At 52.1% G+C, this 21,322-nt stretch carries 21 protein-coding genes; 17 read left to right on the top strand and 4 right to left on the bottom strand.

Going from position 1 to position 21,322, the window contains the following annotated elements; all coding sequences use genetic code 11:
* The 17 genes from bshB1 to PAT3040_RS34050 all read left to right on the top strand — a co-directional run.
* Positions 1-563, top strand: a 563-nt coding sequence (bshB1, locus tag PAT3040_RS34130; protein WP_258235298.1) for a bacillithiol biosynthesis deacetylase BshB1, incomplete at its 5' end; no start/stop codon positions are given.
* 84 nt (positions 564-647) lie between these two features.
* Complete coding sequence (gene bshA, locus PAT3040_RS34125) at positions 648-1,808, top strand: N-acetyl-alpha-D-glucosaminyl L-malate synthase BshA (protein ID WP_087566969.1); 1,161 nt, start codon at positions 648-650, stop codon at positions 1,806-1,808.
* Positions 1,805-3,094 carry a CCA tRNA nucleotidyltransferase gene (locus PAT3040_RS34120; protein ID WP_108996154.1) on the top strand — a complete coding sequence of 430 codons (1,290 nt, stop codon included), beginning with the start codon at positions 1,805-1,807 and terminating at the stop codon, positions 3,092-3,094. Before bshA ends, PAT3040_RS34120 begins: the two co-directional genes overlap by 4 nt.
* Positions 3,095-3,105: 11 nt before the next feature.
* Positions 3,106-4,086, top strand: a complete 981-nt coding sequence (locus PAT3040_RS34115) for a biotin--[acetyl-CoA-carboxylase] ligase (protein ID WP_108996153.1) — start codon at positions 3,106-3,108, stop codon at positions 4,084-4,086.
* A 355-nt stretch (positions 4,087-4,441) separates the two neighbouring features.
* Entirely contained in the window at positions 4,442-5,347 is a 906-nt protein-coding gene (panB, locus tag PAT3040_RS34110; RefSeq protein WP_108996152.1) for a 3-methyl-2-oxobutanoate hydroxymethyltransferase, read from the top strand.
* Positions 5,344-6,228, top strand: coding sequence for a pantoate--beta-alanine ligase (gene panC / locus PAT3040_RS34105; protein ID WP_108996151.1), 885 nt, complete (start codon positions 5,344-5,346; stop codon positions 6,226-6,228). The genes panB and panC overlap by 4 nt, the downstream gene beginning before the upstream one ends.
* 2 nt (positions 6,229-6,230) lie before the next feature.
* Positions 6,231-6,614, top strand: coding sequence for an aspartate 1-decarboxylase (gene panD, locus PAT3040_RS34100; RefSeq protein WP_087566964.1), 384 nt, complete (start codon positions 6,231-6,233; stop codon positions 6,612-6,614).
* A 118-nt stretch (positions 6,615-6,732) separates the two neighbouring features.
* Positions 6,733-7,518: a tetratricopeptide repeat protein gene (locus PAT3040_RS34095; RefSeq protein ID WP_108996150.1), complete on the top strand. Its 786-nt coding sequence runs from the start codon at positions 6,733-6,735 to the stop codon at positions 7,516-7,518.
* A 15-nt stretch (positions 7,519-7,533) separates the two neighbouring features.
* Positions 7,534-10,437: an ATP-dependent DNA helicase DinG gene (gene dinG, locus PAT3040_RS34090; RefSeq protein ID WP_108996149.1), complete on the top strand. Its 2,904-nt coding sequence runs from the start codon at positions 7,534-7,536 to the stop codon at positions 10,435-10,437.
* Positions 10,434-11,090 carry a redox-sensing transcriptional repressor Rex gene (locus PAT3040_RS34085; RefSeq protein WP_087566961.1) on the top strand — a complete coding sequence of 219 codons (657 nt, stop codon included), beginning with the start codon at positions 10,434-10,436 and terminating at the stop codon, positions 11,088-11,090. Before dinG ends, PAT3040_RS34085 begins: the two co-directional genes overlap by 4 nt.
* Positions 11,065-12,378: an amidohydrolase gene (locus tag PAT3040_RS34080; RefSeq protein WP_373864005.1), complete on the top strand. Its 1,314-nt coding sequence runs from the start codon at positions 11,065-11,067 to the stop codon at positions 12,376-12,378. The genes PAT3040_RS34085 and PAT3040_RS34080 overlap by 26 nt, the downstream gene beginning before the upstream one ends.
* Positions 12,379-12,410: 32 nt before the next feature.
* A complete protein-coding gene (locus PAT3040_RS34075) occupies positions 12,411-12,905 on the top strand; it encodes a hypothetical protein (RefSeq protein WP_143810255.1) in 495 nt (164 codons plus the stop codon).
* Positions 12,906-13,237: 332 nt separating this feature from the next.
* On the top strand, positions 13,238-13,774 hold the full coding sequence (locus PAT3040_RS34070; RefSeq protein ID WP_108996147.1) for a hypothetical protein: 537 nt from the start codon (positions 13,238-13,240) through the stop codon (positions 13,772-13,774).
* Positions 13,774-15,267 (top strand): AAA family ATPase, encoded by a 1,494-nt coding sequence (locus PAT3040_RS34065; protein ID WP_087566957.1) that lies wholly within the window; start codon positions 13,774-13,776, stop codon positions 15,265-15,267. The genes PAT3040_RS34070 and PAT3040_RS34065 overlap by 1 nt, the downstream gene beginning before the upstream one ends.
* A gap of 107 nt (positions 15,268-15,374) precedes the next feature.
* The gene (locus PAT3040_RS34060; RefSeq protein ID WP_108996408.1) at positions 15,375-16,247 is read left to right on the top strand and encodes a 3-hydroxyacyl-CoA dehydrogenase family protein; all 873 of its coding nucleotides are present in this window, start codon (positions 15,375-15,377) and stop codon (positions 16,245-16,247) included.
* Positions 16,244-17,443 (top strand): acetate kinase, encoded by a 1,200-nt coding sequence (locus PAT3040_RS34055; RefSeq protein WP_087566956.1) that lies wholly within the window; start codon positions 16,244-16,246, stop codon positions 17,441-17,443. Before PAT3040_RS34060 ends, PAT3040_RS34055 begins: the two co-directional genes overlap by 4 nt.
* An 86-nt stretch (positions 17,444-17,529) precedes the next feature.
* Entirely contained in the window at positions 17,530-18,228 is a 699-nt protein-coding gene (locus PAT3040_RS34050) for a DnaD domain protein (protein WP_108996146.1), read from the top strand.
* A gap of 293 nt (positions 18,229-18,521) precedes the next feature.
* Here PAT3040_RS34050 and PAT3040_RS34045 read toward each other — a convergent pair whose 3' ends face one another.
* From PAT3040_RS34045 to PAT3040_RS39390, 4 genes are all read right to left on the bottom strand, one after another.
* The gene (locus PAT3040_RS34045) at positions 18,522-18,749 is read right to left on the bottom strand and encodes a hypothetical protein (protein WP_087566954.1); all 228 of its coding nucleotides are present in this window, start codon (positions 18,747-18,749) and stop codon (positions 18,522-18,524) included.
* A 125-nt stretch (positions 18,750-18,874) separates the two neighbouring features.
* Positions 18,875-19,744, bottom strand: a complete 870-nt coding sequence (gene proC / locus PAT3040_RS34040) for a pyrroline-5-carboxylate reductase (protein ID WP_108996145.1) — start codon at positions 19,742-19,744, stop codon at positions 18,875-18,877.
* A gap of 54 nt (positions 19,745-19,798) precedes the next feature.
* On the bottom strand, positions 19,799-21,049 hold the full coding sequence (locus tag PAT3040_RS34035) for a glutamate-5-semialdehyde dehydrogenase (RefSeq protein ID WP_181377011.1): 1,251 nt from the start codon (positions 21,047-21,049) through the stop codon (positions 19,799-19,801).
* A 26-nt stretch (positions 21,050-21,075) separates the two neighbouring features.
* On the bottom strand, positions 21,076-21,322 hold a 247-nt coding region (locus tag PAT3040_RS39390), incomplete at its 5' end, for a PUA domain-containing protein (RefSeq protein ID WP_307719190.1).

Raw genomic sequence — 21,322 nt, 5'->3', positions numbered from 1 at the left:
TGTCATCCAACGGCACCGTGGAGCTGCGTCGGCAAGAAGCCGAAGCAGCTGCCGCGGTGCTTGGTTTATTTGCCCGGACCAATCTGTCTCTGCCGGACAGAGGCCTTTCGCTAAGCGGCTCTCACATCGAACGCGTAGTCGAAGAGATTCGCAGATGGCGTCCAAGGCTCGTTTTCGCTCCGTATTGGGTTGATCGTCACCCCGATCATGTGCAAGCCAGCAAGCTGATCGAAGAGGCCGTATTTAATGCCAAGCTTCGCAATTATATGTCGCATCTGCCTCCCGTTCAGGTGGAGCAGCTCATTTATTATTTTATAAACGATATGGATCAAGTATCGCTGGCGATAGACGTTTCGAGCGTATACGAGCAGAAGCGCGCAGCGCTTAAGGCATATCGTTCGCAATTCCAGCTGTCCGCTACAACGGATTCTGTTGCAACTCCGCTCACTAATGGATATTTGGAGCGGGTTGAGGCGAGAGACTATTTGCTCGCGCAAGGACGAGGCTGGCAGTATGCCGAAGGCTTCGCGATCAAACGACCATACGGCATAACAACCTTTTAACGAAGAGCTGAATGAAAAGAACTAACGTACAACCAATCCGGAATACATATGAATAGCGGTTCTACAGCAGGAGGTGCGGCAATCATGACCAGGAAACTCAAAATCGGCATTACCTGTTATCCCACATTGGGCGGCTCCGGCGTCGTAGCGACGGAACTCGGCAAGCTGCTCGCGGAACGGGGGCATGAAATTCATTTTATTACGCACAGCATTCCGTTCCGATTGGGGAAATTTCATAAAAATATATTTTTCCACGAAGTGGAAGTAAACGACTATTACGTGTTCAAATATCCTCCGTACGATCTGTCGCTGGCTAGCAAGATGGCTCAAGTAGTCAAGATGCAGAAACTCGATGTCTTGCATGTACATTATGCGATTCCGCATGCCGTCTGTGCCTATCTGGCCAAGCAAATGAGCTGCGATGGCTTAAAAACGGTAACGACGCTGCATGGAACGGACATTACGGTGCTCGCGCAGGACGAATCGCTTAAGGATCTAATCCGGCTCGCCATTCACCAAAGCGATGCCGTGACGGCGGTATCGGATGATCTCATCCAGGAAACCCGCAAACTTCTCGATATAACGACGCCGATCGATCTGACATACAACTTCGTTGACAAACGGGTTTATTATCCTCGCGAAGTGGAAAGCCTGCGGCGTGATTTCGCGGCGCCGGACGAAAAGATTTTAATGCATATATCCAATTTCCGTCCGGTTAAGCGGGTTAGTGACGTCGTGGATATTTTCGCGCGTGTCTCCAAAAAAGTGAAATCGCGGCTGCTGCTTGTAGGCGAAGGACCGGAGCAAACCAAGATTCAGTGCATGATTCGTAATCTGGGACTTGAGGATCGGGTGCAGTTTCTAGGGAAACAAGAGGACGTCGCGCAGGTCATCTCGCTTGCCGACGTGCTGCTTCTGCCATCGGAAAAAGAAAGCTTCGGTCTTGTGGCGCTTGAAGCGATGGCTTGCGGCGTTCCGACAGTCGGTTCTAATGCGGGGGGGATTCCGGAGCTAGTCACGCACGGCGAGACTGGTTTCCTGTCCAATATTGGCGATGTGGAAGAGATGGCTCGAAATGCGGAGGCTATTTTAACTGATCCGGTGTTGGCTGCCAGGTTCCGTGAGGCATGTTTGCATAGAGCTCGATTCGAGTTCTGCAACGATAAAGTGACCACGCAATACGAACAAATTTATTATCGGGTGCTGGGCATCGAGGCGAACTTGCCCGAACCTGTCTGCGAATGAATACAATTGAGCTTACGCCTGCCATGAATGCGGGTTTGCCGATCATAAGGCAGCTGGAGCAAGCGGGTTATCAGGCTGTGTTCGTGGGTGGAGCGGTTCGGGACGCCATCCTGGGCATACCCGTTAAGGACATCGATATCGCGACCGCGGCGAAGCCGGAAGAAGTGATGGAGCTGTTCCCGCGCTGCATACCGACAGGGCTTGCTCATGGTACGGTGACGGTCATGCTGGAAGGTACGCCATACGAGGTAACGACCTACCGGAAGGAAGAGCAATACGAGAATTACCGTAAGCCAAGCGCCGTCACCTATGTGACCGATCTGGATGAGGACTTGCTAAGACGGGATTTCACAATAAACGCCATGGCTTTAAGCGGTTTAGGAGTTATCCACGATCCTTATGGCGGATTGCGCGATTTGCGCCATGGCGTATTGCGCTGTGTAGGCAATGCAGACGATCGATTAATGGAGGATGCGCTTCGGATGGTGCGGGCAATCCGATTTATCGGCGTCTATGGCTTTCACCCATCAGCGTCCGTCTGGCGGGCGCTGCAACGTCATCGAGAGCTGCTTCGGCATGTCGCGATGGAGCGCATTCTAGCCGAGCTGGACAAAATGATGGCGAGCCGCCTTCCGGCAAAATGTTTGACTTGGCTGCTTGCGAGCGGGCTGTTGTCGAGAACCAAGCTGCCGTTGGGCAATGTGGACAAGCTCAGCGATCCAGCGCTTCGGCAAGTCGACTTGAGCTTCCTGGACGGCATTAACGACCTAGATGTCCGTTGGGCGTCGGTTCTCCTTGCGGGGTCTTGGACGCTGCAGGAAGCCGAAGCTGCATTGGAGTCGCTTCATATGTCCAACAAAAAATCAAAGCGGATCCTGCCCATTATTCGAATTCACGAATCCATGCGCGCAGGACTGAAAGAACTAGCCGACCGTTTTTTGCTGGAGAAGATGATGGAGAGATTCGCCGGATTATTCCTGCATCACGGCGCGACTGCGGCTGCTGACTGGCTTATTATCCAAGCGAGCATACCTCCGAACTCCGCTCTGTCGATCTTATCTCCTTCGTCGCTAAGGGCTCTGAATAAACTATTGCAGGATGCTCCGGTGCGGTCCGTCAAGGATCTAGACTTAAATGGAGCGGAGCTTGCCAAAGCGCTTGGCAAGAAGCCGGGTCCTTGGCTTAAGGAAAGCCTGGACCATCTCATGCTTCAGACCGCTCTTGGACGTTTGGATAACGTCAAACCCCGGTTGTTAGCTGCTGTCATCGCCAGAGAAGAGGATTAGGGGGTTAGAAGATGAGTATGGATAGACTCTCGCAATTGTTCCACGATCATCCCGGACAGTACTTATCGGGCGAGAGGCTCAGCGAGGAGCTTAACGTCAGCCGCACGGCGATCTGGAAAACCATCAAGAAGCTGGAAGGAGCGGGCTACGAATTCGAGGCTTCGACCAGGCTGGGCTACAAGCTTATTTTCCAGCCGGATCGACTGGATGCCGATACGATCGCCAAAACATTGGATACGAGATCGTTCGGAAAAAAACTGCTTGTAGAAGGCGAAGTGACGTCCACGCAGGACTTAGCTCGAAACGCGGCGGAGCAAGGGGAAGCCGAAGGATATCTCGTCATTGCGGAGCAGCAAAAAAACGGCAGGGGACGAATGGGCCGCGGTTGGGTTTCGCCTTATGGCAAAGGAATCTGGATGAGCATGGTGTTAAGGCCACCTGTACCGATCCACTGCGCTCCGCAGCTTACGCTTTTGACGGCAGTTGCGTTGTGCCGAAGTCTTAGACGCGTAACGGAGCTAAATGTCGGCATTAAATGGCCCAATGATCTCCTCATCGATGGCCGCAAAATAAGCGGCATATTGCTGGAGTCGGCTGCCGAAGACGAACGTCTAAAACACATCGTCGCAGGTATCGGCATCAGCGTGAATCTTGCTGCTAACGATTATCCCGAGGAAATGCTTGAGAAGGCCGTGTCTCTTCGCATTGCTGCCGGCCGACCGTTCGACAGAACGGAATTGATCGCGGCTTTTTTGAAGGAGTGGGAAGAGCTGTACGAGCTGTTCCTGCAGCAAGGCTTTCGGCCGATCGCCGAATTATGGGAGTCGCTGGCAGTCTCGCTTGGCCAAAAGGTGTTGTTGACAACGCCGCAAGGAGAGGTATCGGGAGTGCCGGAATCGCTACACGATAGCGGAGCCATTAGAGTTCGCCGCGAGGACGGAACTCTCGTTACTTTATTTTCGGCGGAGATGGGCGAGCCTTTAACAAAGTGATAATCATTCAACAGAAAATCGAGCGCCTCTTGCATGCAAATTGACGGAGGCGCCGTTTACGGAGCGCATTTTTTTTGATACACTGTAGTCAAGCGGGCGGCATTCGTTTTTTGGAGCTGCACCGTTAGGATGGTCGGCATTTTTCCAATAATTTGCTAGTGACAATGATTGGGATGCGCATTCTGCTCTGAGCCGCCAAGGACCGAGACAGAAGGAAGCACGACAAGCATGTATTTCCTTTTTGATTCGGCAACCTTTAGCACAGCGGCTAAAAGGTTTTTTTGTGTTTAGAATAGGCAACAACAAGGTTAAGTGAGAGCACGAACAAAAAGCGAAGAAGAGAGGGAGTGAGCTGATGAGGAAACGACTGACAATATCCGGTCTTCAGAAGATGAAGCAGGAGCGCAATGCGATTTCCATGGTGACAGCTTATGACTATCCGTCGGCCAAGCTGGCGGAGGAAGCGGGGATCGACACTATATTGGTAGGTGACTCGCTAGGGAATGTAGTACTTGGATATGAAACGACCATTCCGGTCACAATTGAAGATATCGTGTATCATACGAGAGCTGTCGCGCGAGCGGCAACCCATACGTTTATTATAGCCGATATGCCCTTCATGACTTACGGAGCGAGCCGGGAGGCTACTTTGACCCATGCTGCGCGCATCATGCAGCAGGGCGGCGCTCAAGCCGTCAAGCTGGAGGGCGGTTCGGAAATTACGGGCGATGTAGAAGCATTGGTAAAGGCCGGGATTCCTGTAATGGGCCATATCGGGCTGACACCTCAATCCGTTCATCAACTTAGCGGATACAAGGTGCAAGGCAAGCTGGATAAGGATGCGGAACGGCTTATGAAGGATGCTTTGGCGCTGGAGAAAGCAGGCGCTTTCGCCATTGTACTTGAGCTTTTGACGGAGCCACTGGCCGCGGCGATTACCAAAGCCTTATCGATTCCGACGATCGGAATCGGCGCTGGACGGGCTTGCGACGGGCAAGTACTGGTATACCATGATTTGCTGCAATACGCTTCTCCGTATTTCGAAAAAAAATTCGTGAAAACCTACGCGGATCTCGGCACTACGGTGAGACAGGCGATCGAAGCTTTCTCGCAGGATGTAAAGAGCGGCGCGTTCCCGGCGGAGGAGCACACCTTCCAGCCGCAGGCTGAAGCAAAGACATCGGAAACGCTGTACGGCGGAACTGCCGGATCTTCGGAACAACCACCCGCAGATGTCAGGAAAGGGGTTCAATACTCATGATTGTATGCCGAACCATCCAGGAACTGAAGTCTGCACTGGGTGAACGGGCATCGGACGGCAAGTCGCTCGGATTCGTGCCTACGATGGGTTACCTCCACGAGGGGCATGCCAGCCTGCTCAGAAAGGCGAGAGAAGAGAACGACGTGGCCGCGCTAAGCATCTTCGTCAATCCGCTTCAATTCGGCCCCAAGGAAGACCTGGATCGTTACCCGCGGGATGAAGAACGAGATCTTGCTATTGCGGCGGAGTGCGGAGTCGATGTTGTCTTTCTGCCGACTGTGCAAGAGATGTACCCCGGGCGTCCCTTAACGAAGGTGATTGTGGACGAGGTAACGGACAGGATGTGCGGCGCTTCCCGGCCTGGCCACTTTGACGGCGTAGGAACGGTTGTCAGCAAGCTGTTCCATCTCCTTAAGCCTTCGCGCGCCTACTTCGGGATGAAGGATGCTCAGCAGGTCGCCGTTATTGAACAGATGGTGCACGACTTGAATTTCGATATCGAGATTGTACGATGCGAGACTGTGCGCGAGCCCGATGGTCTTGCGTTAAGCTCCCGCAATGTATACTTGTCGGCAGAGCATCGCAGTCAAGCCGTAAGGCTGTCCCAAGCGTTAAACCTCGCAAAGGAGTGGCTGGAGGAGCCTGGCATGACGGCAAGCGGGCTCAAGCAGCGCGTGGAATCGCATATTCGCGAGGCGGATCAGGCGATTATCGATTATGTGGAGCTGCTAGCCTATCCCGAGCTATCGTTGATTGACGAAGAGGCGCGGTTATCTTCCTATAACGGTACCGTTATACTGGCACTTGCTGTAAAGTTCGGGACTACGCGATTAATCGACAATCGTTTATTCGAAACATCCAAGATTGGCGGAGGTGAATGATTATGTTCAGAACGATGATGAAATCCAAGCTTCACAGGGCGACGGTGACGGAAGCGAATCTGAATTATGTAGGCAGTATTACGATTGACGAGGATCTTATGGAAGCAGCGGATTTGCTGGAGAACGAGAAGGTTCAGATTGTAAACAATAACAATGGAGCCAGATTCGAAACCTACGTAATTACGGGGCCGAGAGGTTCGGGCGTTATCTGCTTAAACGGAGCGGCAGCAAGGCAGGTTCAGCCAGGCGACAAGGTTATCATAATTTCTTATGCGTCCATGTCCACGGAAGAGGCGCGCGTCCATAAGCCGATCGTGACGATTCTAAATGATGAGAACAAACCGGTCAAGGTGCTCACCGAAGAGCTTCACGCAACGATCCTGTAACGAACTGGACTTTGGAAGTGGTTCGTTTATGTAACGTCTGGGATGCCGTATGAAAAACCTCGTCGGAACAAAGAATGACCGTATCACTCCTTAATCCAAAGCGAAGGCGGGATGCGGTATGATACAGCATATGTTCTCTTCGATGAACGAATGGCTTGACGGGATTAAAGAGCGTTACAACTCGGCCACGGAACAGGAGCGCGGTCATTACCTGGAGCAGATTCGGCAGCTCAAAAAAACAAGCGACGCCTTTATCGAGGAATGGCTTCAATTCGAGGAAAAATTCACCGATTTTCAAGACGAGTGCGGTCCGTTCGACTTAAGCGCCCCGGTTGGAGGAGCGCCGCTGCCCAAACTTCCCGAGCTACCAGCGGGTAAGGATAAGGATCCAGCAGACAAAAACCCGAATTCGGGATATATAGCTGCTGGCGCAAATTATCCAATCACAATCAGCGAGAAACAGCCATGCGCCTATGGCGATCTGGAAATTCCCGAAGCTGCGGAGCCCTTCATGAACAAAGGACAAGGCTATTATAAATTATTTATGTTCGCCGAAGCAGCTTCTTTATTCCAGACCGTCATTGCCATGGCGCCCGAATGCAATCTGGCAAGACTTCATCTGGCAATGAGCCAGATGCATCTGCAGAATTGGAACGAAGCGCAGCGTCACTTCCAACTGCTTGTTGTGATGTCGGACTTTCCGAAGTGGGTCGCTTTAGGATATAATGCCCTTGGGTGTATTCACGCAGTTCGGATGAACATGGCATATGCGGAGAGGCTGTTCCGCAAAGCTTACGAAGTTTATCCGAGCTTTACGGATCCATTAAATAACTTGCGATCCTGCCAGGAATCGCCTGGGCAATTATCGTTATATTTCGGAAGCACGGAGTTGTGCTGTTTGTGAGAGGGACGAAGATGGATGAAATACGCAGTGCTGGATTTGGAGACGACGGGTCATAGTGCAGAGGACGACATTATTCAAGTCGGCATCGTCATTGTATCGGAAGAGATGGCGATCGTCGATACGTTCAGCTCGTTTGTGAAACCTTCGGTACCTATTCCCCCGTTCATTACGCAATTAACCGGCATCGAGGAAGAGACCGTTGCGGACGCGCCTGAGCTGCACGACGTGCTGCTAAAGCTTATTCCTCTCTTGGATGATGCCGTTCTTGTCGCCCATAATGTAGGATTCGATGCCGGTTTCTTAAACGGCGCGCTGGAGAAATGCGGATATTTGCCTTTCACCGGCCGCAGGCTGGACACGATCGAACTCCTGCGAGTATTATATCCGACGATTACATCTTATCAATTAGGCGTTGTAGCGGCAGCGTTCGGCATTACGCATGATCATCATCATCGCGCGGATAGCGACGCGCTTGCGACTGCCCATATTTTTATCGAGGCTGTGGGCAAGCTTCGCACCTTGCCGCTGCTTACTTTGCAGCGGCTCGTTGCGTTGATCGACGAATCCAGGGACCTGCATTGGTTCCTTAACGTCAATCTTAATCTCATGGAGCGAACCGTCGTGTTCGAGTCCAATGAAGTGGATTATTACCGGCAATTTGCTCTTAAGGCGCGAGAATGGAATGAAGAACAGCCTGCCAGGACTAATGGAGCGGGCTCGGCAATACCGAAGGACATGAACTTCGAGGCTTATCTCGATGCCGTGCGTGCCAAGTTTCAAGAACGTTTTCCGGATTACGAAGAGCGCGAGCCGCAAAAGCTGATGTTTCATCACGTATACGAAGCGCTCGCAGCCGATCAGCACCTCTTGATTGAGGCAGGAACGGGCACGGGCAAGTCGCTGGGGTATTTGATCCCGGCCCTGTATTACGGCGTGCAGAGCGACAGCAAGATCGTCGTCAGCACGCATACGATCAATCTTCAGGAGCAACTGAGAAGCAGGGATTTGCCGCTGCTGTCCGACGTGCTTCCGTTTCCCGTAAAAGCCTCCATTTTTAAGGGGAGAGGGAACTACTTATGTTTGCGCAAATTCGAGGGCAAGGTCAACGCCCGGGATTTGGTTTCTCCTGTAGAAGATGCGATTACGGCATCCCAGATGGTCGTCTGGTTAGGAGAAACGGAGACAGGGGATCAGGAGGAGTTGAACCTCGGCAGCCGAGGCTCTGACTTTTGGTCTACGGTATCCAGCGATGCGGACTCATGTCTTAATCGTGCTTGTCCATGGTTTAAGCGCTGTTATTACCATCGTGCCAAACATGAAGCGAACGTTGCCGACGTCTGTATTACGAATCATTCCTTGTTATTTACCGATGTGCAGGCCGATCATCGCCTGCTGCCCGCGTATTCTCATCTTATTATTGACGAGGCTCATCACGTGGAGGAAGTGGCAGGCAAACATCTGGGGATGAACGTGAATTATTTCTCACTCGTACATATTGCGACCCGGTTGTTTAAGGACAATCGAACGGGGTTATTGCCTTTACTGCGTTCCAAGCTGCAGAATGAAGGCGATGACCATGTACAAGCATGGACGGAGACGATTGATGAAATCATCCCGATCTTTCAGGAGATCAGGGAGCATTGGGACAAATTATTCGAGATGCTGTACGCAATGATGGGCGAAGGAGCTGAAGGCGCCACTGATAATGGCGCGGTTTCATCATCGGTCCTTAGACTCCATCATTCCGAGCTTCCTGCAAGCTGGGATGAAGCGAGCGGCGTCGAGAATAATATTTATGTCGAGCTTGCGCGGGTTATCAAGACGATGGAAAAAATGATCAACGACATCAAGGAGCGGGTCGATGATCTCTCCGTTCAGGGAACGATTACCGATCTTAACGGTTCCATCCGGGATTTGACGCGTTTAAAAGACGAGCTTCGTATCTTTATGAAACTGGAGCAGTCCGGTTTTGTTTTCTGGATGGAAGCCAGCGCGGTATACCGCTATCGATCGCTGCATATGTACGCGGCACCCGTCGATGTTAGCGAACAGCTTCAAAAGTACTTTTTTGACGCCAAAGACAGCATCATTATGACCTCCGCGACATTAACGGTGCAGAAAACCTTCCAGTACGCGGAGGAACAGCTCGGCCTCCTCGGCTATGAGACGCAGGGCAAGCTCAAAACTGTGCAGTTGCCGTCTCCTTTCCGTTACAGGGAACAGGCGCTGGTGATGGTCCCTCGCGACTTCCCGGTGGTTAAGGGCGCATATGTAAACGACGCGTATCTGGATAAGCTGGCGGCTTCGCTCGTCGATGCCGCTCTAGAGACAAAAGGACGAATGCTGGTGCTCTTTACTTCTTATAAGATGCTGAAGCAAGTTCACGAGCTTATGAAAATAGGTCTGGCCGCGGCAGGCATCGGCTTGCTGGGACAAGGGATCGACAGCAGCAATCGAACCAAGCTGACGAGACGTTTCCTTCAACAGCCGGAATCCGTGCTTTTGGGAACGAGCAGCTTCTGGGAAGGCGTCGATATTCCAGGCGAAGCGCTTACCTGTCTTGCCATCGTGAGACTTCCGTTCCAGCCTCCTAATCATCCGCTCCAAGAAGCAAAGGCGGAGCAACTGCAGCGACAAAAGCAGAATCCGTTTATGAAGCTGTCCATCCCGCAGGCCGTCATCCGATTCAAGCAAGGATTCGGCCGACTTGTCCGCACCTCGCAGGACAAAGGCATTGTCATCATCTACGATACGCGCGTTATCGATGCTTATTACGGCAAACATTTTCTCTATTCGCTGCCAGGTCCCAAGATCGAAACGATGTTTACGGATCAGATGGTGCCTAGAATTAGAGAATGGCTGGGAAAAGACAGCGCTGCGGCGAGCGAACCAGAAGCTACGAAGGAGGCAACAACTTGAAGCAGACCAAAATATCAGAAGCGGTCGTGCGCCGACTCCCTATCTATTTGCAGGTGCTTAACGAGCTGGACAGCCGCGAGATCCAGACGGTATCCTCGCAGGAGCTTGGGGTTAAGCTTGATCTTAACCCGGCTCAGATTCGTAAGGATCTCGCGTATTTCGGCGAATTCGGACGCAAAGGCATTGGCTACGACGTTGTCTATTTGATCGAAATCATTCGTCAAATACTCAAGGTGAACCAGACGATCAAGGTCGCGCTGGTTGGTGCCGGCAATCTGGGTCATGCCTTATGCAATTACAACAAATATTCCAAGGACAATATGAAAATAACGGCTGTGTTCGACGACCATCCTGCCAAGATCGGAACGAATATCAACAATCTGGTCGTTCAACCCATGAGCGAGCTGGTCGCAACGATTGCGGAGCAAAAAATTCGGATCGGCATCATCACTGTCCCTGCGTTCGAAGCTCAAAACGTCGTAAATCAATTCGTCTCGGCGGGGATAGAAGGCATTTTGAACTTCGCTCCAGCGATTTTGCGCGTACCGGATGAAGTGCGCATTCACAATGCCGATTTCACAAGGGAACTGCTTAGCCTCGCGTATTATTTGAACCATGAAGGAGAAGATTCGGATGAAACAGCTATGGATTAGAAATGGCCTGTTCGTGACGATGGACGACTCGACCCCGGTCATTAAAGGTCATATGGTCATCTCGAACGATGCCATTACATATATCGGCGAGCAGGAGCCCGAGCCGCAAAGCTTGTCTGAAAGCGTAGAAAAGCTGGATGGCAAAGGACTGGCCTTCCTGCCCGGACTTATTAATACGCATGGTCATGCGGCGATGTCGCTCCTTCGCGGGTATTCGGACGATCAAAATCTGCAGGTATGGCTGGAGCAGAAAATGTGGCCGATGGAGGGCCGTTATGTTGCGGCGGATACGAGAGCCGGCACAGCCCTGGCCATCGTCGAGATGCTTCGTACGGGAACAACGACCTTCCTCGATATGTATGATCGAATGGATGAAGTCGCGAAGGTGACGGAGCAATCCGGCATTCGCGGCGTATTGATGCGCGGTGTTATCGGCCTATGCTCGGAAGAGGAGCAAAAAGCGAAGCTTGAGGAAGCGATTGCATTCGCACTGGAGTGGAACGGCAGAGCAGACGGCCGAATTACAACCATGCTGTCGCCGCATGCGCCATATACTTGCCCTCCCGCATATATCGAAAAATTTGTACAGGCCGCCCATGATCATTCTTTGGCGCTTCATACGCATATGTCCGAGTCTCGTGCAGAGGTGGAGCAGAACGTTAGGGATTACGGCGTTCGGCCTGTTGAGCATCTTCATCGGCTGGGTTTCTTTTCGCGCCCTGCGTTGGTCGCGCACGCCGTTCATCTGAACGACGAGGAGATTGCAATGCTAGCAGAGAACGGCGTCTCCGTAGCGCATAATCCAGTGAGCAATCTGAAGCTGGCCAGCGGCATCGCCAGGCTTCCGGAATTGCTTCGTGCCGGCGTCAAGGTCGGTCTTGGAACGGATAGCGCGGCCAGCAACAATAATCTTGACCTGTTCCAGGAAATTACAATGGCAGCCCTGTTGCACAAAGGCGTATCCGGAGATCCCACTGCCATACCGGCTACGGAGGCGCTTAAGCTTGGGACATCGCTCGGAGCGGCTTCCATCTGGAAGGAGAAGGAGATCGGCATGCTCAAGGCGGGGATGAAGGCTGATATGGCTGCCGTCAACATCGACCAGCCTCAGTACTTCCCGCTCACTGACATCGTCTCGCATCTTGTCTATGCGGGATCGGGCAAGGATGTTCGCCATGTGTGGGTCGGGGGCAAACAAGTCGTGAAGGATGGACAATGCACTTTGCTGGACGAAGAAAAAATTCGCAAGGAAGCGCAAGCCGCATTCGAGCGGCTGCTTAACGGCTAATGCGCGCCACGGAAAGAAAACGACGTCCGTTTATGACACCGGCCAAGTGGATCTGGATGGTTAGCGCCGCCCTGTTGACTTTCTTGATCTGGTTAGGGCTTTATTACCGCGATATACAGCTGCCGCACTGGTCGGCAGAAGCCGAAGCGAAGCAGCGAATCGTCGCAACGGGTGAAATATCGAATGTAGAACGGCTGAACAAACATATCTGGGACGAGACCGTATGGGTCGGCTTCGGCGCAGGGGAACAGGATGATTATCATTACGTGTTCCTGCGCAGCGACGAAACGACGCTTACCGTCGACGCTTCCGACGTGCTCGGCGAGGATGAGCTCAAAGCTCAGTTCCGTTCAAGCAAACCTGGGACGAATATCGTTCGGGTACAAGCCGGATTATTCCGGGGAGCTCCGGCATGGGAGATCTATTATTCTGCAGCTTCCGATGGAGGCGTTCAATACTTCTATGATTTTTATACCTTCGACAAAGATGGTAAGCTAATCGATTCCTATCGGCTGCCTTCCTCTTAAAGAGGTTGTTCAAAAAATCCGCTTTCCATAACGATGTATGCCTAGAAGCTTATTCGACGTCGAATATTGAACGCAACCGAACCTTCCGGTGCTCACGTAGCTCTGCTACGCTCCGCTCCTCAGTTTCTAGTTGCCTTCAATCTTCTCGGTACTGAAAACCGAATTTTTGAACTTCAACTTTATGCCATATCATAAAATTAGGCGGGACCTTCCATGGTCCCGTTTCCTGTTTTTACACCCCGAAATTAGCTGTAAAATGTGATATACTATCGTATAGACGAGTTGATAGATAATTAATATATATTAATACTATACATTGGAGGGGTTAGGAGATGAGAAAACCGCGCGTATTGCCGCTAGCGATTACCGTTGTTGTCACTGCCGTACTGTTGTTCGGAGGTTTCGCCTTGTACAAGCAGATGGTCGTCGCCGCGCCTCTTGCCGATAAACTGGAAGAGATGAACGGAGTAGCGGAAGCATCAAAGCCTGAGATTGGACAAAAAGAATTAAAGGTGAAGCTGAAATTGTCTGCAGATGCCAGCCTTCGGGAAACTTACGGCAACGCGGTGAAACAAACGGCTGGCTTCGCCGGGGGCAAGAAGGTAATGGTACAAGTGGAGAACGTTCCAAATGAACAGCTTGAACAGCTCTGGTACGGCGCGATGTTCGAAATCGCGGAAGCGATGGAGACGAAGGCCTATTCCACGATTCCTGCAGCTATGGAGAAAGCCGTCGCTGGTGTGGATGGAGTAACAACGGTGACGGAGATGGATGAGAACAATGTATATATTACGATCCGATCAGAGCAAGAAGGTACGGCCAAATACGTGGTGTTGCCGCGAACGCCTAATACGATGGAGGTGTGGTAATGCGCAAATACGGAATGGAGATCGGGATCGGAGTCGTCATCGTCGGCCTTGTATTCTTGCAGATGCAAGGCTATAACGTGCTTCCATTCGTCTTGATGGCTGCAATTGCCGGCGTACTCTTGTTTATGGCGCGAGGCAAAGGCAAGCTCGCTGCATTATCTGGCGGCGAAGGACGGAAGGAAGTGAAGTCGACATCATTTACCTTCGAACAGATTGGCGGACAAAACCGCGCAAAGCAGGAGCTGATAGAGGCGCTTGACTTTTTGGTCAAACGGGATCAGATCGAGAAGCTGGGTATTCGTCCGCTTAAGGGCATACTGCTGGCAGGACCTCCGGGTACTGGCAAAACATTGCTAGCTAAGGCGGCTGCGCAATATACGGATTCCGTCTACATGGCGGCATCGGGCAGCGAATTCGTTGAGATGTATGTCGGCGTCGGAGCGGGGCGCATTCGCGATTTGTTTAAAGAAGCACGAGCCAAAGCCAAAAAAGCAGGCAAATCCAGCGCTGTTATCTTTATCGACGAAATTGAGGTTATTGGCGGGAAGCGGGACGGCGGACAACACCGTGAATACGATCAGACGCTGAATCAGCTGCTGACAGAGATGGATGGCATTCATGGCAACGAATCGCCGCGCATTCTCATCATCGCCGCTACGAACCGCAAGGAGATGCTGGACAGCGCGCTGGTTCGCCCTGGGCGCTTCGACAGGCATATCGGCGTCGATCTGCCCGATAAAAAGGGCAGACTTCAAATTCTTCGCATTCATGCGTCCAATAAACCGATTGATGAGAGTGTCGATTTGACAGGCATTGCAGAGCAGACCTTTAGCTTCTCCGGGGCACAGCTGGAATCTGTCATGAATGAGGCGGCCATCTATGCCTTGCGCGACAATGCGGATTCCATCACCTCCGGTCATCTTCATATGGCAATCGACAAGGTGATGCTGGGAGAGAAAAGCGACAAGGAAACATCCCTGGAGGAGCGAAAGCGGGTTGCGCTGCATGAACTGGGACACGCCATAATGGCGGAGCTTGTTCGTCCCGGGAGCGTATCTCAGGTAGCTTTGTCGCCTCGCGGCGGCGCTCTGGGTTACGTGCGTCATCAGCCCTTGCAGGATCAGTATTTGTATACGACGAAGTTTCTGCACGAACAAATCATGATTGCGCTTGGTGGAGCTGCCGCCGAGGAGATTTTTTATGGCGAACGCAGCACGGGCTCGAGGGGCGACTTCGACCAGGCGGTTGGCATTGTAAAGACGCTGGTGGAATCAGGCTTGACGGATGCGGGCATAATCGATGCATCCATGATGACGCCGGACAAGTGGTCGGCCGTGACGAATGGGATTTTGGATGATCTCATGGGTCGAACGAAGGAGCTGCTGAATTCGCGTCAAGAGGTGTTTGGGCAGGCTTTGCAGACGCTTCTGGATGAGGAAAATGTGGATGGAGAACGGTTTAGAGACTTACTTCACAATTCCGCCGTTGCTTAACCGTATTTATTACAAATTCAAGGCGAACCTATGGTTCGCCTTCTCTTTTGCCCAAAAAACGTTATAATAAAGAGGAACTATCAACCTAGAAGGAGCAAATGCATCGCATGATAAAGAAAGTTGGCGTTATAGGGATCGGAACGATGGGACAAGGCATAGCTGAGATGTTGGCTTCCAAGGGTCTTGATGTCTTCATCTTGGAGCAATCGGAGGAACGTCTGAGGTACGGGCTTCAAATGATCGAGATTAGTCTGGACAAACAGATCGAAAAGTGGGCGCTTACCAACTCGGAGAAGAAACTTATTCTGTCACGAATTGACTCCGTCTCTTATTACGAAGAACTGGCATCATGCGAGTTGGTTATCGAGACGATAACGGAGGAGCTTGAAGCGAAGAAGGAAGTATTCCGCAAGCTGGATGCAATATGCAGCGAAAGCACGATATTGGCCAGCAACACATCCACGCTCAGTTTGACCGAGTTGGCAAGCGTTACGGCTACGCCAGATCGTGTGATCGGAATTCATTTTATATATCCCGTACTTAAGGTTGATCTTGTCGAGATCGTGCGAGGTCTTAAGACGTCGGAGGAGACGTTTGCGCGGACCAAACATTTTGTGGACGAGATCATTATGAAAAAGAGTGTCATGGTATTCGAATCTCCGGGGTTCGTGACGACTCGTCTCATTTGCCTCTTTATCAACGAAGCTCTGCACGTTCTCGAGGAAGGCGTCGCTTCGGCGGAGGATATCGACAACGCGATGCGGATCGGGTATTCTTTTTCGCATGGTCCATTCGAGATGGCGGACCGCTTCGGTTTGGATTCCGTGCTTGCCGCTCTGGAGCGAATGTTCCGGGAATACGGCGAGCTTAAGTATCGTCCGTCAATCGTGCTCAAAAAGATGGTACGCGGCGGACATCTCGGCGTGAAATCTGGCGTCGGATTTTTCCAATACGATAAGGATGGAGACCGAATTTCATGAAAGTATTAGTCATTAATGCTGGCAGCTCCTCGTTGAAATACCAGCTCTACAATATGATGGACGAGTCCGTCCTCGCCAGCGGACGAGTGGAGAGAATCGGGATGGATTCTTCTATTGTTACCCATGAATCCGCAAACAAGCCCGAGGTTCGCGACGTTAGAGAAATTCTGGATCACGTAACTGCGGTAAAGCGCGTTATAGACATTCTGGTTCACCCTGATTTCGGCGTCATAACCTCTATGTCGGAGATTGACGCGGTTGGTCATCGAGTCGTACATGGCGGCGAAGCGTTTAAACATTCCGTAATCGTAACGCAAGAAGTCAAGGCAGAGATTAAGCGCCTTTTCGATCTCGCTCCGTTGCACAATCCTGCTCATATGATGGGGATTAACGCCGTAGAGACGAATATGCCTAATGTTCCGCAGGTTGTCGTGTTTGACACGGCGTTCCATCAGACTATGCCGGAGACTTCGTACCTGTACCCGATTCCAAAGGTGTTGTACCGCCGTCACAAAATTCGTCGATACGGCTTCCACGGCACGTCTCATGCCTACGTGAGCGGTGAGGCCGCACGTTTCTTGGGCAAGCCGATCGAGTCGCTCAAGATGGTAAGCTGCCATATAGGCAACGGAGCAAGCTGTGCCGCTATCGTAGGCGGGAAGACGCTGGATACGAGCATGGGTATGACTCCGCTGGAAGGACTAATGATGGGAACGCGAAGCGGCGATATCGATCCCGCCATCGTGCCGTTCGTCATCAACAAAGAAGAGCTCACGCTGAGCGAGGTCAATTCCATGCTGAACAAGCACAGCGGCATGCAGGCGATATCCGGCCTAAGCAGCGACATGCGCGAGATCGACGAAGCCATGAACGCAGGAGATGCAAATGCGAAGCTGGCCTTCGATATGTTCGTCTACCGACTGCGCAAGTATATCGGAGCTTATGCGGCCGCAATGAACGGGATCGATGTGCTGCTGTTTACAGCCGGTATAGGAGAGAACTCGGCATCGGTTCGCCGAGCGGTATGCGAAGGCATAACGTTCCTCGGATTAGAACTGGATGATGCGCTCAACACCGAACGGAAGAAGACGGTTCGCGAAATTTCGAAGCCGGATTCCCGCGTCAAGGTGCTTGTGGTTCCGACGAACGAAGAATTGTTGATTGCCCGCGATACATACAAGCTGACTAATGTATAGAGGCAACTTAACGATTGATCCTGCCGTGCCGTCCTAAGGGGCGGCTCGGTCCTTTTTGTATAGAGGAAGAAAGGGGGAAGTCCGCGATGAGCGATGAACTATGGAAAGCGTATGCCCATGGATGGTCGGCCGCCATGTCGGAGGGAGGCACTTTCGTGCCGCATGTGCTTCTACGTACAGCAAGCAGTCTGGGGCTAAGCGATACGGATGTGATGATCATGCTGCAGCTTATGTCATACTCGGCGGCAGAGGGAACGGAATTTCCTACGATGGAGCAGCTTGCGGAGCGGCTGGGGAGTTCGCCCCGCGTGGTCGGCGAACGAATCAGCCGCCTCGTAAAGGACGGCTATCTGTCCATCGACGATTACGTTGACAGCAATACGGGGATGCAGGCAGAACGCTACAATTGGAGCGGCTGGATGATGAGAGCCGCAGAACGCGCCGCGGAGGATCGCCGATCCGCGAAGAGATCTTCGCCATCCGAGCGGAATCAGGCGATTCCAATTACAAGCAAGAGAAAGCCCGCATCCGACTTGTTTTCGGTATTCGAGCAAGAATTTGGACGTTTGCTGTCCCCTTACGAATGCGAGTCGATCGGCGCTTGGCTGGACGAAGACCGTTATACCGAGGAGATTATATTATTCGCGCTCAAGGAAGCGGTGTTCGCGGGCAAGCTAAGTCTGAAGTACATTGACCGGATTTTGCTGGAATGGGCCCGCAATCGGGTAACGAATGTAGACGAGGCGCGCGCGCATTCGGAGAAGTTTTACGGCGGGCGGAGCTGAAGCAGCTTTTAGTGATAGATATAAGAGATAGCTAAAAGGGTTAGAGATAAGGGAATCGCTGCAAAAGTAATTGATTTTAGCATTCACGACACAAAAAAATCGGTCTGTTCGACCGATTTTTTTTGCTGTTCAGGAATATATGCAACTCCAAGACTTGTGAATAAAGGGTTGAAAAATCGAACAGACACCAGCAACGCTATATGTTTATGTCCGTTAGGTGGTGAAGTGACTGACGTATTTGGGTTACTAATGTTCCTTTATCACTTTCTGGTGATTTTGATCTGCAGCAAATATTAGCGAGCTTTGTTAGCAGCTGCAAAAAATGAATTGGCGTTACGATGAATGACACTGCCGTCGCTCATGCGAATCGTATCCGGGCTATAACCGGAAATCGTAGCGATGGGACGAATCTGCATGTCATTCTGAAAGATATTGACCAACGTTTTTTCCTTTATGGCTAGCTCGAATTCTTTGTCCGTAACAATCGGTTGTTCAGGTTTGATTTGTTTTACTTGACTCATAGGAAAGCTCCTTGTCCGTTGAAGTATTTAAGTTTATATCCTATTATACTGGGCGTAATAGGTAAATATCAAATGCGGTCTACATTCAATTGCGGCGTGCCGAAGTTGCAAAGAATGAGCGGCACTCATTCTGAAATATTCCTCTCGATAGCAGCTCCGATCTCTCCAGCCCGTTCTGCCGAACGTTTGGCGCCGGCAATAATGCTGTCTTGAAGTCCGCGTTCCGTCATCAGCTCGATGGCCGCTTGCGTCGTACCGTTTGGAGAGGTGACCTTGCGTCTCAGCTCGGCGGGATCCTCGCCCGTCGTACGGACCATCTCTGCTGCGCCCAGCACGGTCTGAACGACTAAATCGCGGGCTACGTTATCATCAAGGCCCAGCTCAGTCGCCGCTTTCATCATCGCCTCCATAAAGAAGTAGACATATGCGGGGCCGCTGCCCGAGATACCCGTCACGGATTCCTGGAGCGGTTCGTCCACGACGGCATTAATGCCGATGGATTGAAAAATCGCTTCAGCGATGGCGCGCTGCTCGGAGGAGACGGCTTCCGAATAACTGATGCCCGTCGCGCCAAGTCCAATCGTGCTGGACGTATTCGGCATCGAACGAACGATGGGCAGCTTGGCTCCTAACAGAAGCTCGATCGACCCGATGGACAGCCCCGCAATGACGGACACAATGAGCTGTCCGGAGGAAATGAGAGGTCGAATGGAGGCGATCGCTTCGGCAGCATCCTTCGGCTTCATCGCCAGGAAAATAATATCGGCGTTACGTAAAAAATGTTCGTTGTTTTCGCCTTGCAGTACGGTCCGAACGCCATATTTGCTGCTGAGCTCTGTCAGACGTTCCGCATTGCTGCGATTTAACATGGAGATACGATCGGCAGCAATCAATTCCTGACTGATGAGTCCGCGCGCGATGGCTTCGGCCATGGAGCCGGCGCCGTAGAAGCATATATTCAAGGCAGCGATGCTTGTATGAGTCACTAAAGTCATCGTATCATTCCTCCTGTATCCGTAGTTTTACGATCTGCGGCAATGCGGGAAAAGTTAACCTCGCACTTGTCCGTTGCCGATAATTCTGAATTTCGTCGACGTGAGAGCGGGCAGGCCCATGGGGCCGCGGGCATGCAGCTTCTGCGTGCTGATGCCGATCTCCGCGCCGAAGCCGAATTCGAAGCCGTCCGTAAAGCGGGTGGAGGCGTTATGGTAGACGGCGGCAGCATCAACCTCGTGAAGGAATCGTTCGGCGTTGTCAGCGTTCTCCGTTACGATGCACTCCGAATGTTTTGTGCCATAGCGGCGGATATGTCCCAATGCTTCATCCAAGCCATCAACGATCCGAACATTCAAGATATAGTCGTTGTATTCCGTAGCGTAATCCTCCTCCGTTGCAGCCCTTGTGCCAGGAAGGAGAGCTAACGTACGCTCGCAGCCGCGGAACTCGACGTTTGCTTCGGCCATGCGAGCTATCAATGCCTGAAGCTGCTCACTGGAGTAAGAGGCATCGACAAGCAACGTCTCGATGGAATTGCAGACGGATGGGCGCTGCACCTTGCCGTTAAAGGCAATCTCCGCTGCCATGCCGGGATTGGCGGAAGCATCGACAAACACATGACAAATCCCGGCGCCGGTCTCGATGACGGGAACTGTCGCATTCTCGACTACGTTGCGAATTAGGGATGCACCTCCCCTTGGGATAACAACATCCAGCAATCCGTTCAGCTTTAGCATCTCGTTAACCGATGCACGGTCGGAATCCTCGATCAGTTGAACGGCATCTTGCGGCAAGGCAGTTCCGCTTAGGGCGTCCCGCATGATCTCGACAATTTTGCGATTCGATTCCAGCGCGGCGGAACCTCCGCGCAAGACGACGCAATTGCCGGTTTTGAGGCATAGTCCCGCGGCATCTACGGTTACGTTAGGACGTGCTTCGTAGATCATTCCGATTACGCCAAGCGGCACGCGAATCTGCACGATATCAAGTCCGTTTGGGCGCTGAATCGATTGCAGCTCTTCTCCGACAGGGTCTGGAAGCTCCACGATTTGACGAAGTCCTTCGGCGATGCCTGCGATCCGTTCCGAATTTAACGCCAGCCGATCCAGCAGGGAGGTAGATGTGCCGTTCTCCCGTCCGTTCTTCAGGTCTACGGCATTTGCCTCCAGAATTTCCTCCTGACGCGTCAGGAGCGCATTTGCAATGGCGAGCAGAGCATCGTTTTTCTGAGCGGTAGACAGTCTGCCCGCGGCAACCGCAGCCTCTTGTGCAAGCGTTGCTTTTTTTCTAACTTCACTTATCATTCCTGCCATCCTCCTTTGTCATCCTCTTATTTCAACGATATCCATTCATCGCGATGGATGACTTCAATCCTTGTTACCTCGACTCTTCGCGCTACTTCCTCGCTGCCGAGTCCGGCAGCCGCTTGCAATTGCCATGCGGCATAATTCACGACGCCGCGGCCCAGCGTTCCGCCATGACGATCCACAACTTCGACGACGTCGCCGGGATGGAAGTCGCCTGTACTGTCCACAACGCCAGCCGGCAGCAGGCTCTTGCCGCCAGCCAAAAGCGCA

It is taken from the genome of Paenibacillus agaridevorans, from assembly GCF_003112455.1.
Classification (GTDB): domain Bacteria; phylum Bacillota; class Bacilli; order Paenibacillales; family Paenibacillaceae; genus Pristimantibacillus; species Pristimantibacillus agaridevorans.
This window is presented reverse-complemented; position numbering and strand designations above follow the sequence as displayed.